Source organism: Candidatus Uabimicrobium amorphum, from assembly GCF_009002475.1.
Classification (GTDB): Bacteria; Planctomycetota; Uabimicrobiia; order Uabimicrobiales; family Uabimicrobiaceae; genus Uabimicrobium; species Uabimicrobium amorphum.
Genome location: NZ_AP019860.1, coordinates 1766710 through 1780479, shown reverse-complemented (window position 1 = coordinate 1780479; position 13770 = coordinate 1766710). Strand labels below are relative to the sequence as shown.

Below are 13770 nucleotides of genomic sequence, written 5' to 3'. Positions count from 1 at the left end.
TTTGCGATGTGGAAAGCACAGCGAAACAAAATGTTTTAAATCGCTAAAATTATACGAATCTTAACAACGTTTTACCTAAGTTAAAAAGCATAAATATGCGTAATTTTACCATGTAAAAAAACAAATACAACAAAATTTTATTTGCGTTTGCAAGCGCGATTATTGCGATATAGGATGTACGCCCGAGCAATTTTTTCAAGATCGTTCTTCATCAAGACTTTTTCAACCACATCTTGTATGTCCTCTACTTCGGGAATCTCCCAAGGCGGGAATAGCTCATTTAAATGCCAAATTACTTGGTTGGTCAATTTTGTGTTTAGTTGTGTGTCGATAGGAGTGGTCGCATCCGCGGCACTTTTAATTGCGTTGAAAATTTTTTTTTCATCAAAAACAACAATTTGTCCATCGCGTTTCTTTATACTTTTTAATAAATTTTCACGGTAAGTTGTGAAAAAGTTTTGTTGTCTTTCTTTTTCTCTCTCATGTCTATATATAATGTATGCTTTTGCAATATCTCCATAGTGCATTTGCATTAGGACCTCTTCTATAATATCCTGTATTTTTTCGACATGAGGAATTTTATTTGCAAAAGTTTTCTCTATCTCGCATAAAACATATGAGGAAACTTTTTCGGCTATACCCTGGCCATCTTTGCCCAGAGATTCAGTTGCTTTTTCAATAGCATTGATTATTTTTTCGGACGCAAAACTTTCTTTTGAGCCATCTCTTTTTATGATATATTCTATACTAGACAAAAAAGCAATCTCCTAATAGTTTACACACAAAGCCCGACTAAACATATTTTTGTAGGATATGTTATCAATTAAGGATTATTTATCGATAATATACCCTAGCAATAACTATTATATACCACAAATTGTGGTGTTTGCAAATTCAAGTTGTAAAACAGTTAATAAAGTGAGAATCCAATGCATTTTCGAAAATTCATTCAATTATGCCTAATATGTACACTGATCTTTCCTATTTCTACCTTTTCCCAAGACGCCCCTATTTTTAGTGGGAATGATATCTTTCATCCTATTTACGGTAAGCGTGGAATGGTAGCTTCCCAAGAGGCTCTAGCAACGTTGGCAGGGGCAAAGGTTTTGCAGGAAGGTGGTAATGCGATCGATGCCGCTGTTACTGTGGGATTTGTTTTGGCCGTGACCCTTCCACGTGCAGGCAACATTGGCGGAGGGGGATTTATGGTCGTTTTTGATGCAAAAACGAAAAAGGCCATTACGATCGACTATCGAGAAAAAGCACCTGTAAAAGCAACTGCCGACATGTTTTTAGATGAAAACGGAGATGTTGATAACGAAAAAGCGCGTTTTAGTCTTCTTTCGTCTGGAGTTCCAGGTACGGTTGCCGGATTTGCTCTGGCCCTAGAAAAGTACGGAACTTACTCTTTGGCAAAGGCATTAGCTCCTGCGATTCATTACGCCGAAAACGGATTTCCTGTGAGTCCCGGACTGTCCGATTCGTTGAAGGGATTGAAAAAGCGATTCGCAAAATGTCCGGCGAGTATGAAAATTTTCTTCAAAAATGGTGAATGTTATGAACCAGGAGAAATGATATACCAAAAAGACTTGGCTCAATCTTTGAAAAAGATAGCCGAAGAAGGTACAAAGGCATTTTATGAAGGTGAAATCGCACAAAAAATTGCGAATGAGATGCAACAAAATGGCGGACTTATTTCCTTAGAAGATTTGAAAATATACCGACCAAGTATACGTACCCCCATATACGGAAGTTACCGCGGCTATGATGTGTATTCCATGCCACCACCAAGTTCTGGAGGGGTACATTTAGTACAAATGCTAAACATTTTAGAGCACTACCCCCTAAAAAAATGGGGACAAAACAGTGCGCAAACAATTCATGTGATGGCAGAAGCGATGAAGTTGGCCTACGCCGATCGCGCAAAACATTTGGGAGATCCCGATTTTGTGAAAGTTCCGATTTCTGGCATTATATCTAAATCTTACGCAAAACATTTGCTGTCTAAAATAAATTTACAACAAGCGACTTCAAGCAAAAAAATTCTCGCTGATGATCCGTGGAAACACGAAAGTAACGATACCACTCACTTTTCGGTAATGGATCAATATGGTAATGCGGTATCCAATACATACACTCTAAATTTTAGCTATGGCTCTGGTTTTACAGTTCCTGGAACAGGTATTTTGTTGAACAACGAAATGGATGATTTTGTTGCAAAGCCAGGTGTACCAAACGCTTTTGGTCTTTTGGGTGGCAAGGCAAACGCTATCGAACCACAAAAAAGAATGTTGAGTTCCATGACCCCTACCATTGTTGTCAAAGATGATAAACCATTTTTGGTCACGGGAAGTCCAGGTGGGAGTCGTATTATTACAACCACATTGCAAATTATTTTAAATGTGATTGACCACGATCTCAACGTTGCAGAAGCAAGTAACATGCCGCGTATCCATCACCAATGGTATCCTGACGAAATTCGCACGGAAAAAGGTTTGAGTTTTGACACACTTGATTTACTACGCCAAAAGGGGCACAAGGTTGTTCAAAAAAGCGTTATGGGAAGTACACAAAGTATTATGTGGGACAAGGGATTCTTTTTTGGAGCGTCAGATCCGCGACGTGTAGATGCTTTGACTGTTGGTGTAAAATAATTCACTGAAACAGTTGTTGGGTTTACACTTATTAAACTATAGTCCTAACTCTATTCTACTTCCAGAAAGGAAAAAAGTGGGTTCGGGATCGAGTTAGGATAGAGTAAATCTCTTGTGATGTTTTGTGTTATTTATCTTCTAGGTCAGTTATAGCTGAGTACAATATGCAAGATCCTTTTATTATTTTTGTTACAGATCCCGAGCGTGAAGATACTCCTGTTGCGCTTGGTTTAACACGTATAGGGCGTTCTTCTTCTAGTGAGATACAAATTAACGATGCCAATGTTTCTAAGGCGCATTGTATTTTAATTCGTACCGGGGAAGGTGTCGTTATATATGATTTTTCTTCGCGAAATGGCACTTTCGTGGGGAGAGAAAAAGCTTGCGGACAATATCTCAAGGATGGAGATGAAATTGTTCTTGGGGAACATTGGCGCTTGATGTATATGGAGGGGCAGTCATCGACTGCCAAAAAATCGAGCGAAGAAAACGTCAGTGCCTTATTAGAAGAACCATCCCGCGAGAAGCCGAAACTAGGCTATGTACTTCCATGGGTTATTGCAGTACTGTGTGCCATTTTTGCTTTCATTCCTCGCGAGGAAAAATTAAAAGACGAAAATGCCGTTGGTGACCTGCGCAAGAAACTTTCGAAGATCGAAAATGAGGTAGCGACTTATAAAAAACAGATTGCCGAAAATGAGCATACAACCGCCGCCTTACAAACTAAAATTGAAGACCAGCAACAACAAATAGCGCAACAAAAACGCCAAGTAGAAAAAAAACAGAATTTATTGTCGCTGACACAAGGTCAGTTGCGTTTGGTGAGAAAACAGAGAGATCGGTTACTCCAGAAACGTAAAAATACGAATAAGGATGTATCTGAAAACGGAATAGATAACGAAGATAAAGCAGTGCTTGTTGAAGAAACGAAAGATATAGAAAATACAGAACCTGAAGAAGAACTCACCGAAGAAAAGACCGTTGTGGAAGTGCCGGAAAAAAAAGATATACGCGAAAACAAAGAACCGAAAATAGCGGAACGCTCATATGATTTAGATGCACTTGCTAAAAAATTAATAACCATACTGGAAAGCTATGCATTTCCGAGTATTTCATCGCAAAGTTTGCAGCCAATGTTGTCACAGTTGTCTGGTTCTTCCTCACTAAAAGCAGCAAAAAAAATGTTGGAGTTGGTCGAGTACTCTGAGAGTTTGAACCATGACCTAAACAAAAATATTACTTTTTTGGAGAAACGCGTTCAGAAGCTTTTAGATTTAGCGAAACAAAAACAAAATATGTCACGAGACGATTTGGAGAAGCACCAACGTTTACTGGAGTTATCTCAAAAGAAGGCGGAAATACAAAAGAAACAACAGCAAAGACTTTTGACTTTGCAAAATAGTATTGTCGACGATTTCACCAAACTACAAGATCCTGAAATGACAAAATATCTTGTTAAAAAACTCAACAAACGCGATGAGACGAGAAGTCTTGCCATTTTAAACGCTCTTACCGCCGCAAAAGCAGAACACGCCATTCCAAAGTTGATGGCGACCTTAACGACAAAAAATACTGTGATTCGCGACAAAATAATTGCCACTTTATCACAAATTACTTCTCTACCATTTTCTAACGTCAAGGAATGGAAAAGTTGGTGGAGCAAGCAACAGAATAAATAGGAGGCTACTATGAAAAAGTTATTGTTACTGTTACTATTTTTAACACTTGTAAATGCCGATACTTTAAAGCAAGCGGTGTCCGCAAGTCAGGTGAAGAAAAACGTTGCCAAAGTTATGGCGGTCTATGACTGGAGTGACTCTTTAGAAGAACTACAAAAAGAAGCAACGAAAAAAAATAAAATGATTTTTTGGTTGCAAGTCGTCGGCGAATTAGATGGCGGATTGTGAAGCGCTGGCCACTCTTTGAGAGCCGTGACGCTCTCTGATAAACGTGTAATGAGATTTATGCAAAAGCACTTCATTAGTGGACTGCGCAATATTGCGGGAAAAACAAACTATGCAGGTACATCAAACACGCACTTACCTTCTTACGAAGCTGTTACCGTGACCAACTGCTCAGGACATCACAACGTGCAAATGTTTTTTATGACCAAAGACGCACGTGTGGTAAACTGTTTGCCTGGTTTCTGGAATCCCGAAGCCTTTCTTTCCGAAGCTAAGTTGGCGGTATCCCTGAATAAGTTGTACCACAATACCAAACTACCTATCTCACAACGCAACGAACTATTTTTAAATACACATCTTGAAAAAGCCTTTTTCTCCGACGCAAAATTGCAAAAGCAAAGCAAACTACAAGGTTTTGACGTCAAAAATATCGAAAAGCGCAAAGAGTCTGATTTTAAACGCGTACATGCATTCATTGATACAGGGTTAAAGAGTTCAGATCAAGTATTACATGAACGCATGGCGGAACGTCCTTTTATACCATTTGAGCTATTTGACACGGCAAAGTATATTGATATGGGACGTAAGAAATACAAATACAACAAAGGTGTCCCTGGACATGAAAAACCCATGAGAAGGAATAGAAGACGCAACCGCTCATAGTTGCACATTGTAAAACAATTTTATACTGGTAATGAAATATAAAAAATGCGAGAATTATGAACAATTTTCGCATTTTTTTTATTTCAGATGGAAAATAAAGCCGAAAATTAAAGTTGTAAAGGAATATCACTACATTTTACGGAGATTGTTGTGAAAAAAAACATTCTGTATGTTATTTTCATTAGTATTGCGATTTTTGTATTACATGGTTTTTTAACGCGTTTTACCGCTTTTGATCGCGCAGAGTACCTTGTCCGCGATTTCTTTTTCGATAGACGCGAAGTAAAACTAGAGCAGTATATGGGAGGAGAAGAAGTCAATCCCTTTACTCATGAAGATACTTTAATCGTAAAAATCGATGATGTTTCTCTTGGAAACATCGGTAAATGGCCTTGGTATAGAGATGTTTATGCTCAGTATATCAATGCTGTAAACAAATTCGGACCAAAACAAATGCAACTCGATATAACGTTTGTATTACCAGAGCGTGTGCCCAAAACCGTGGCAACAGAGTTGCAAAACGAACCACAGCTTCTAGAAAAAGTGAGTTCTATTTTTAGTAAGTCGGACGATAAGTTTGCACAAGCTTTGAAAAAATACGACAATATATATACCGACTTATTTCTTGTTTCGCAGGCACGTCCTGATATTTCATATATAAAGCAAATTCAGGAAACGGAAAATCTCGTACAGCAATACTCTCAAAAAGCTCCCGAGGATGCCGTTCCCATGTTCCGCTCCCTTGAACCTGTTCTCGATAAGTTTGCAGTGAATTCAATGCTTTCAACTGTGAATGCATTACCTGATCAAGATTTAATTTTGCGACGTTTCCCCATGGTTCACGTGTATCAAAACAGCGAAGGACAGAAATTTTATCTTTACTCGAGTGTTTTGAACATGCTTCTAACGCACTACCGTATAAAGAGAGATGCGGTTGTTATAAAAGAGGAAGAGGTGATCCTCAAAGGAAGTCATGTTCCCATAGACAAAAAACCTCAAAAACGCAGTCTTGATTCACTAAAGGAAAAAATCAAGAATATCAATGAGCCGCAACAATACAGCAAGAATTTGTATAATTATTTGTTGTATGAGGCACTTGTTGAACAAATGGAGGAAGATGGGGCTCCCGCATATCCTATCCACCTTGTCGAAGAGGAGGGCGGTTATCGCCTAATAGATGGTAAAGAAATATACGATGCGGCGTTGGCAGCAAAGTCACAAAAAATACAGTGTATTTTTTATAAAAAGCAAGACATTGTTATTAAAACGCCTATCGTGGAAGATTCTAACCTCAACCCAATTAAACATCAAGTACCTATCAACTACCCTGGACGCTTACGTATAGATAACTTTAACGAACAAACGGCCTCCGTAGAAACGTACAATACTATTCCAGTAAAAAGTTTTCTCGATGGTTACAACATTGGTTTTGTTCCTGACTTTCCTGGCAAAGGCGAAAAAATTGCGCCAGAGACCGTCGCATGGTATAAAAACTTGTGCGAGAAAAAAAGACAATCGGTCATTTCTGATTTCACAAGTGCCTATCCGGAAGGTGGCGAAGAGGAATTTCAGACATACATTCTCGAAGAAAACCAAATAGAAGGCTTTTATTTTTTTTATGCGATGTTTTTTGAGCAAATGGCAGAACAGTTTCCAGGGAAAAAATTTAGTTTTCGTAATTACACTCGCTACTACAAGGATTGGTCGCAACAAATGGGGTTACCTCCTGAACAAGTTCCCCCCATGACAAAGCGGAAGTTGCTAGAGGCCATCTACAACGTATATGCAGAAGGAGTGTACAATTATTACGGTAAATATCTTTTTGTCGGAGCCTATTCGACAGGTATGGCGGATGACGTAAAAACCACACCTTTTGGAGACATGTTCGGAATTGGGGTTATGGCCAATGCATTTAACACCATTGTTGTCGATAACCAAATCCTTAATGTAAATGCCACAACGCAAATGGTCATCTTTTTTGTCTTTGCCTTTATCTTGGCGATGGTTTACAGATGGTCGAACATCCGCTATTGCTTGTTCTTGTTTGCTGCTGGTATTGTCTCGGTGGGTGTAATTGGTTACATGATATTTTACCGAGATAACTTATACCTAAATATGATACCTTTATTTTTGGTGAATACGATTTTATTTTCGGGCATCATTTCCATGAGATTACTGACCGAAGAACGAAATCGCAAATTTTTGCAGAATACTTTTTCTCAATATATTTCGCCGGAATTGATCGATATCATGTATGACTCTAAGGTACAACCGCAGTTGGGTGGTGAAAGTGGAATATTTACCGCGTACTTTACAGACATTCAAGGTTTTTCTACTTTTTCGGAGAAATTAACTGCCACACAGGTTGTTGAACTTCTCAACGAATATCTAACGGCGATGACGGATATTCTTCTGGAAGAACAGGGGACTCTGGATAAATACGAAGGTGATGCGATTATTGCGTTTTTTGGAGCACCTCTAAAAAGCACTGAACACGCTTTTTTCGCTTGTAAAGCGGCGATACGCATGCAAGACAAACTTGAGGACTTGAAGGCAAAATGGCGTCAAGAACGTTCTGTGGAAAATCGCAATGTGAAAAGTCTTCCCGACGAAGAGTGGGCACCTGGTGACAAGTGGCCAAAGATCGTTCACGATATGCGCATGCGTATCGGAATAAATGTCGGAGAAATCGTGGTTGGTAACATGGGGTCCAAGACGCGTATGAATTATACGATGATGGGAGACCCTGTAAACTTAGCGGCACGATTAGAATCGGGGGCGAAACAATATGGCGTATACACTCTAGTGAGTCATTTTACCGCAGAGCACGAATTCGAACACGTTGAGTTACAGCGTAAAGTGCGCATGGATGAAATGGTAGAAATTCGTTTCATCGACAAGATTACCGTTGTTGGTAAGTCGGAACCGGTAAAAGTCTTTGAAGTTATTTCGCTCAAGAACGACTTATCTCCGCGGGAGAAAATTTTACTACCGCTTTTTGATGAGGCAATGAAGCTTTACCAAGAAATGAAGTGGGATGAAGCTCTGGCGAAATTCCATGAAGCTCTAGAATATGAGCGTTTTCCCGATGGCAAGACAACCCCATCTGAAGTTTTCATTGAACGTTGTAAAATCTTTAAAGAAACTCCTCCTGTTGCAGAAGGAGAAGAGTGGGATGGCGTGTTCCGTTTAGCATCGAAATAAAATATGCCTCCGGAAATTACTAGCATCTTTGTAAGGTAAGGTGTTATAATCGTATGGTGATATTCTGCAAAATCACTATGCAATAAAAAGCTTAAATAGGTTGTGGCCATTTGTTCATTTTTATGTAAATGGCTTCAACCATAAATATAGTAAATAATTCCTGCAAGTCAGGCTGCAATAATATTTTAAGTTAAATTTTTTTCATGGAAAAAATATGAGATTACTTACTTGGAAATCTAGGTAGGAGAAAAATATGTTACGAAAATTTACAATACTTTTCTCTATTATTTTCTTAATACCCTTTTGTTTTTGCGAATCTATTGCAAAAGTACAGTCCTTTAGAGGATACGTTATTGTCAAAAGCGGAAAGAAAATCTTTCGCTTGAAGAGCAAAAACCAACCGCTAAGCAATGGAGATTTCATTCAGGCGAAAAAAGGACATGCGAAAATACTATTTAACGATGGCGCTCAAATGACTGTGCGTCCGTTTTCTAGTACTCGTATAGGTAACAAAATAGAAAAAGGCAAAAAAACACGTAGAGTAACGTGTTTTGCAGGAAAAGTATGGTTTAAAAGTGGAAAGAAGTCCAAAGTTAAGAATTATCTACAAACACCAAACATGGTATGTGGACTTCGTGGTACAGAAGTAGAGATTGGTGCTTTTCCGAAGAAAAAAGAAATCGGTTCGATTACCGCAGTTAAAGGACGTGTCATCCTCCAGTCTGGTAAAAAGATACTGCGTGTGAAGAAAAAAGGTGTTCTTGTTTATGCCGATGACCGTATTCAGACAAAACGCGGTAAAGCGATTGTTACTTTAAACGATGGTGCAGTGATCAAGGTAAGACCTTTTTCGCGCATCCGTATACAAGAGAAGAAAAAAGAAGGTAAAACCAAGCGACGCGTTACCTGTTTTTCCGGTAAATTATGGATGAAAAGTGGTTTTAACAAAAAAATTAAAAACTACGTACAAACACCAAATATGGTATGTGGACTTCGTGGTACAGTTGTCGAAATCGCAGCAGTTCCCACAAAACCGCAGGTGGGACGTGTTCTAAGAGTGAAAGGTTTTGCCATAGTTCGTTCGGGACGAAAGATTGAACGTATCAAAAAACCAGGACGAATTCTATATGCGGGAGACCATGTTCAAACAAAACGTGGCAAGGTCCAGGTGAAATTTGCCGATGGCGGTTTGTTAAAAATACGCCCATTTACCAGTACCTTGATTCAACAGCACAAAAAACCAAACTCAAAAAAGAAAGAGCGTCGTATAACCTGCTTTACCGGAAAGATGTGGTTTAAGAGTGGTAAAAAGTCCAAAGTGAAAAGTTATTTACAAACGCCAAACATGGTATGTGGACTTCGTGGTACAGTTGTTGAATATGGTCACGATGCTGCAACGGGGCAATCTGCGCAAACAACCCTTTCTGGAAATGTAGATACCACTGGAAATTACGTTGGGGCGGAGATGATCAGTCCTGGAGAGTCAGCAGCGCAAGCAAGTAACGTGTACACCAGCTATAATACAGCATTTGAACAACCAAGTTTTAATGGCATTCAGGGAGCAATCAACAACACGGTTGACTCTATGGCCCTAAATCCTAGTAGCCAAGCGACTAGTTCTGTGAGTACCGATATGAGTAATGTCGACACACAGAATCACCAATCCTTCATGAACTTTGAGGAAGGATCTTTTGACCAATTGGATGGAACGCCCCAAGAGGGAACAGCTCCTGATACTCTCATTGAGCAATCTAGTGATAATTCTCTTGCTGGTAGCGGCGATGCCACAGCTAGTTTTCAATCTGATGCGGCATTGATGGAAGACAACCCTAACTCCCAAGTGAGTAGTTCTGCGGGACAAGAAGTAACGCAAGAACCACAAAATATTGTGAACTCAGGTAGCGTAGCCGTTACCGAGGGGAACATTGATCCTGAAGGAAGTTATGAGGTTGTGGCAAATGTTCCCGAGTCTAACCCGGATACCCTTGACCAAAGTGGTGTTGGTAGCATGATTAATCTTGCCGATGAAAATCCGCAATTTGCTGATGCCATGGGCGACATGATTGACCAAACCGCAGAGAGTAGTACCAATCAAACTGGTCTTACATCTTCTAGTGGCGGTGACGGCGATGGCGGCGGAGACGGCGATGGCGGCGGAGACGGCGAAGGCGAAGGAGACGGCGAAGGAGACGGCGAAGGAGACGGCGAAGGAGACGGCGAAGGAGACGGCGAAGGTGACGGCGGCGACGGTGAAGGTGACGGAGACGGCGGTGAAGGAGACGGCGGCGACGGCGACGGTGGCGAAGGAGACGGCGGCGACGGTGATGCAGGCGGCGACGGTGATGCAGGCGGCGACGGTGATGCAGGTGGCGACGGTGATGCAGGCGGCGACGGTGGTGACGCAGGTGGCGACGGCGGTGGTGACGCAGGCGGCGACGGTGGTGGTGACACAGGCGGCGGCGACAGTGGAGCTAGCGGTGGCGGTGACGGTCCTGGTGGCGACGGCGGCGGCTCTGCAGGCGGCGGTGGTGCATCTGATGCATTTGACAATATAACAAGTGGTGCAAACGAAAGTGATGTTACGAATGAGAATGGCGACTCCGGCGGTGGTCAGTAAACTACTGTTATTTGTTATTTCATGTGCACTATTCACAGCATCGTGTTTATACGGTGCTGTGGACCCGATTCCTCAAGTTACGTTGCTAATCGTGGTTTTTGCTTGTTGGTTTTGTGTGTTAATTGTCAATACAAAAAACCACATTGTGCAGATTCCAAGTTCTGTATTGTTTTTGGCGGGTTGTGTTTCTGTTTTTATGGTGGTGCAGTGGTTTCTACTTCACGAACAAGTATTAAAAGCTCCTTATACTTTACGCAACATTTCATTGCCTTGGGAAACACTACAAGCGACCACGACAAATCTCTACGAAGCAAAAATTGCGATTTACAAGTGGCTTTTGCCGATACTTGTGCTATTTTTAGTTCCGCAAATTGCCTCCACTTCGAAAAATGCACGTTATTTGTTAGGTGCAATTATCGTTGTTGGCCTTTTTCAGGCATGTTTGGGTTTGGCACAGTTTTTAGTAAAAGACCCCATTGTTACTTACTTACCCATCATACGAGGTGAGGTACATGGCACGTTTGTGTGTCGCAATACTTTTGCGGGTTTCTTAGCTGTAATTGGCATACTTTCTCTGTCCTGGTTTGTAAAGTTTGTTGCACATAGCTTGAAGAAATCGACAAAGAAGAATATGCTCGTTTGTGTATGGCAGAGTCGAAACTTTTCAAAAATCGCAATACTTTTTATATGTACACTAATCATCGTTTTGTGTATTTTCCTGAGTGTTTCGAGAGGAGCTATTTTAAGCTTTTTCTGTGGCAGTGTCTGTTTTTTACTTTTATATGTCTACAGGCATAATGTAACTTTTAAACAGATGATAGTACATAGTAAAAAGATTGTTCCTCTCGTAGCCATTTTTTTGCTATACCTCTATTTATCGACTCTTAATAATATATATGAACGCTTTGCTTTGGCAGTAGAAAAAGGGGATATACGTTCGGAGTTATGGGATATCTCTATGCAGGTGGCCTCTGATTATCCATTGGGGGTTGGTGGCCGTAACTACTTTTATGCAACACCCGCGTACAACAAATCACACTTAGATCATTTTGTCTATCCACACAACGACTATGTGCAATGGGCAATGGAGTATGGGGTTGTGGGAGTTGTGCTCCTGAGCCTTTTGCTACTTGTTTGGTTGCGATATACATGGAAAATACGCGAAGATTGTGTACTGTCGCGAACGTTATGGGCCGGATGTCTGGCAGGCTGCGTGGTGTTATTTTGCCATGGTTTTGTCGACTATGGGTTGCAGATAGATAGTCACCGTTTGCTACTGGCACTTTTAATGGGACTTCTCATCACACGTAAAAAAGTAATCGTAGAGCCTGCCAAGAAGAGTTCTTACATTTGGTTAGTTTTGTTTACTGTTGCAGCAAGTCCTATTGCGTATGAATCTTTTTGTCGCGGTTATAGTAGCCATTTACAACCCAAAAAAATATTTGATACTTTTTACAAAAATCGAAAGCTAGGCGTTGTTGAACAGCGTAATAAGATTTTAAATACGGTGGATGTTTTAAAAGAGTCTCTCGCATGGAACCAAAGAGATCCAGAACTGTTGTACAAAATTGGTTTTTTTTACCGAGAAGCCGCGCGTTTGCATTTTGCGAAAAAGGACGAACTGCTGAAGTCTGCTGCTTTTTTTCTAGAAAAATCACGTGAGATTATGCCCAATAACCATGCTGTCTATGTTCGTTTGGCAGAGGTATATTTTGCTCAGAAAGATTATAAAAAAGCCGACCAGTACATGACGACGGGAGTTACTCTTGGTCCCTACAAAAGTAAGTATGCCGCTATTATTGCAAAATATTGGTTAAAACGTTGGGAACAGACACAGCGTAAAGTTTACCTTGATTTAATTGCCGATCGTCTGTGGGTGATGAGTAAGAGAGATTGTGCACCTTTACCAGACATATTCAAGGCTTGGAGAAGCATTTCTTCTCACTACGAGAAGGAAGAACGTTGGTATGGCGTTGTTTTTCCGAAAGAAAACGACTTTGTACTTGAAGCGGGAAAATACTTTTTGCAAAATAACGAACTGGATATGGCACGGCGTATGGCGCGACATATCAAAGGTGACAATTCAAAAAAGAATTTTCTATTGGGGCACATTCATGTTCATGATGGCAGCATAGATAAAGCCCTTGAAAACTACGCTCGAGTTGATATCGACGCTACACTACTTCGCGAAATAGTGAATACTCTTGTTGCGAAGAAGTATTGGGATGAAGCTGTCGATGTTGCAAAGTCAAATAATTATGATTTACCTCTGTCTTTAGAAATGGTAGAAAAAGCGGTAGAGATAAATATCTCTATGTCTAAGGTGGAAACTTTTCTCATAGAGTGCGAGAAGAACTTTGCCGCAAATGCCACTATCTTTTACTTGAGAGCACTCATCGCAGAAAAAAAATTACAGCTAGAAGATCATATTCTCTACGCGGAAAAGGCAGTGGAACAAGATAGGCAAAATTTTCGCTACTTGATATATTTGCTACAATCTTTGTTAAAGAGAAACATGTGGAATGATGTAGAAATACGCGTGCGCAAATATTCTCCTTTTATGGAAAAACCATTTAAATTGTACAAATGGGTAGCATATGCTTTTTACAATCACAAATTGTACAATAAATCTTTACTTTGGGCTAAAAAAGCTCAACAAAGGAACAACGGTGACTTTGAAATCAATTCATTGGTCACTCATCTCGAAAGTAAAAAGGAAGAGTAAGCT

The 13770-nt window shown here is 40.3% G+C and carries 8 protein-coding genes; 7 read left to right on the top strand and 1 reads right to left on the bottom strand.

From position 1 onward, the window contains the following. Window positions 1–137 precede the first annotated feature (137 nt). Window positions 138–755, bottom strand: a complete 618-nt coding sequence (locus UABAM_RS06265) for an ATP cone domain-containing protein (RefSeq protein ID WP_151967148.1) — start codon at window positions 753–755, stop codon at window positions 138–140. A gap of 174 nt (window positions 756–929) precedes the next feature. Between UABAM_RS06265 and ggt the strand changes: the two genes are divergently transcribed. From ggt to UABAM_RS06230, 7 genes are all read left to right on the top strand, one after another. Then, window positions 930–2654, top strand: a complete 1725-nt coding sequence (gene ggt / locus UABAM_RS06260) for a gamma-glutamyltransferase (RefSeq protein WP_151967147.1) — start codon at window positions 930–932, stop codon at window positions 2652–2654. Between the two features lie 164 nt (window positions 2655–2818). Further along, complete coding sequence (locus UABAM_RS06255; protein WP_151967146.1) at window positions 2819–4333, top strand: FHA domain-containing protein; 1515 nt, start codon at window positions 2819–2821, stop codon at window positions 4331–4333. 9 nt (window positions 4334–4342) lie between these two features. Next, window positions 4343–4561 (top strand): hypothetical protein, encoded by a 219-nt coding sequence (locus UABAM_RS06250; protein WP_151967145.1) that lies wholly within the window; start codon window positions 4343–4345, stop codon window positions 4559–4561. Between the two features lie 57 nt (window positions 4562–4618). Beyond that, window positions 4619–5221 carry a hypothetical protein gene (locus UABAM_RS06245; protein WP_151967144.1) on the top strand — a complete coding sequence of 201 codons (603 nt, stop codon included), beginning with the start codon at window positions 4619–4621 and terminating at the stop codon, window positions 5219–5221. Between the two features lie 150 nt (window positions 5222–5371). Beyond that, on the top strand, window positions 5372–8425 hold the full coding sequence (locus UABAM_RS06240; RefSeq protein ID WP_151967143.1) for a CHASE2 domain-containing protein: 3054 nt from the start codon (window positions 5372–5374) through the stop codon (window positions 8423–8425). A gap of 253 nt (window positions 8426–8678) precedes the next feature. Next, complete coding sequence (locus UABAM_RS06235; protein WP_151967142.1) at window positions 8679–11042, top strand: FecR domain-containing protein; 2364 nt, start codon at window positions 8679–8681, stop codon at window positions 11040–11042. Beyond that, the gene (locus tag UABAM_RS06230) at window positions 11002–13767 is read left to right on the top strand and encodes an O-antigen ligase family protein (RefSeq protein WP_151967141.1); all 2766 of its coding nucleotides are present in this window, start codon (window positions 11002–11004) and stop codon (window positions 13765–13767) included. Before UABAM_RS06235 ends, UABAM_RS06230 begins: the two co-directional genes overlap by 41 nt. Window positions 13768–13770: the final 3 nt, after the last annotated feature.